This window comes from Enhygromyxa salina (assembly GCF_000737335.2).
Taxonomy (GTDB): domain Bacteria; phylum Myxococcota_A; class Polyangia; order Nannocystales; family Nannocystaceae; genus Plesiocystis; species Plesiocystis salina_C.
In genome coordinates this window covers 1-2,101 of record NZ_JMCC02000253.1, presented here as the reverse complement: position 1 = coordinate 2,101, position 2,101 = coordinate 1, and the positions used below count along the sequence as shown (strand labels likewise).

Here is a 2,101-nt window from a genome sequence, read left to right as displayed (position 1 = left end):
GCCGACGCCCGCGCCGAGCTCGAGCTCGCCCTCGACTACGCCCCGCCCGCCCGCGAGGCCGCGTTCGAGGCCTGGCTGCGCGTCCTCCACGAGCCCGACTACCCGCGCCTCGACGCCGCGCGGACCGACGACGATCCCGAGCTCGTCGCGAGGGTGTGGACGGTGCTGTGCGCCAACATCGGCGGCGCGCACCCGGCCCCGCGCGAGTGGATCGTGGGTCTGAGCGCCTACCTGCGCGAGAGCTCGGCGCGCGAGGCCGCGTGGGCCAGCCTCATCGAGCAGCAGCTGCGCGCGCAGATCACCAGCAAGTTCGTGGTCGGGGCCCAGTCGGCCTCGTTCGCCGTGCTCGCCGAGCTGCTGCCGAAGCACTTCGCAGCTCTGGTCGAGCGCAGCCTCGGCGGCACGCCCGAGCGCGTGAGCGTGGACTTGCTCGAGTGGCTCGGCGAGCATCGCGAGGACGAGGCCCGCGCGTGGGCGCAGCGGCTGGTGAGCTCGCCGCACTGGGGCGTCCGGCAGTGCGCGCGGCGCCTGCTTCGCTGAGCGAAGGATGGCTGGTCAGGGCAGCTCGACGACAGCCCCGGTGACCATGTTCCAGCCGCCCTCGAACAGCAGCTCGATCGGCGTCGCGCCGTCGGCCGGGGCGAGCGCGTAGCTGTCGTCCGGGGAGTTCGGTGGCGCGGTCACGAGGGCGACCAGCGTGTCTTCGGCGCGCAGGTGGGCCCCGAGCGGCACCTCGTAGCCATCGAGCAGATCGCCCGAGAGCTCGATCGGCGTCGGGTCGGGATCACCGAGCTCGATGGAGAACGCCCGCCGCTCGCCGTCGACCCAGGCCGTGTAGGCCATGCGTGTACCCACCGTCGGCAGCGAGACCGGGGCGATGCCCTGCTCGAGCCCGTCGTGGACATGCTCCGCCGGTCCGGGGACGTCGCCGTCGAGCTCGACGGCGGCCAGCCACCCGTCGCCGCCGTCGTCGGCCCCGTACACCACCAGGCCGTCGGTGATGTGCCAGTTGCGGATCTCCCCGATCGCGAGCGCGTCGGAGATCTGGACTGGCGCTTGCGGCTGCCCGTCGACGATGTCGACGCTCATCAGCGCCCGCTTGCCGTCGTTGGCGTTGCCGCTCAGGTAGACCACGCGATCGGGCGCCACGAAGCCCCAACTCGAGAAGCCGCCGTGAACGTCGCCCTGCCCCGTCGACAGCATCGCGGGGGCGCCCGGTGTGCCACCTTCGACGTCGACGAAGTACAGCTCGCCCCAGGAACTGTCGACGCCGGTCCAGTAGATCATCTGCGGACCGTAGGGCGAGACCTTCGGGCGCACGGGGCCATCGCCCGCGAGCTCGGGGCTCGCGAGGCTCGGGCCCGCCGGGGGATCGGACATGTCGATGGTGTGGAGCTCCATCACGCCGTCGTCGTCAGCGTCGTGGTTGAAGACCGCGAAGCTGTCCGTCAGCTCGAGCGTAAAGTAGGGAACGAAGGGCAGCGCGAGCTCGACCAGGACCTCGGGCGTGCTCGGGTTCGGGCCCAGCTCGACGAAGATCAGCTCGCGGACGCCCTCGACCGTGCGCCGATAGAGGGCCTGATCGCTGGCGTTGAACTGATAGTCGGCGCCCCCCTCGACGTCGAGCTCGATCGCATCGAGCAGCGTGCCGTCGGGCTCGAAGCGGAGCTGGTAGAGATCGGCATCGCCCGCGTCGTCGAGCAGCGTCAGCGCGAGCGTGCCATCGTCGGACAAGACCGGCTGGACGACGCGCTGCGGGACATCGATGGGTAGCAGCGAATCGAGCACGGGCTCGCCCATGGCGCCGAAGCTCAGCTCCTCGGTGTAGAAGTCTGGCGCGACCCCGAAATTGACCCATACTGTGCCAAAGGGGGTCACCTGGGTGATCGAGAGCGCCTCGCCCGACGGGGCCTCGAGCAGGAGCTGCTCGTCGCCGATCGCGTGAGGGTTGGTCACATCGTAGGCAGTCAGCTCGCGGTGCTCGTCGACGGCGCTGCGTCGGCTGACGAGGAACAGCATCTCGCCGTCGCCGTCGCCGTCGCCGTCGCCGTCGCCGTCGCCGTCGCCGTCGCCGTCGCCGTCGCCGTCGCCGTCGCCGTCG

2 protein-coding genes are annotated in these 2,101 nt (G+C 71.3%); one reads left to right on the top strand and one right to left on the bottom strand.

The window, feature by feature from the left end:
- Window positions 1-540: hypothetical protein (locus DB30_RS40695; protein ID WP_165704188.1), on the top strand; the 540-nt coding region annotated here is incomplete at its 5' end.
- A 15-nt stretch (window positions 541-555) separates the two neighbouring features.
- Here DB30_RS40695 and DB30_RS40690 read toward each other — a convergent pair.
- Window positions 556-2,101: TolB-like translocation protein (locus DB30_RS40690; RefSeq protein ID WP_205633210.1), on the bottom strand; the 1,546-nt coding region annotated here is incomplete at its 5' end.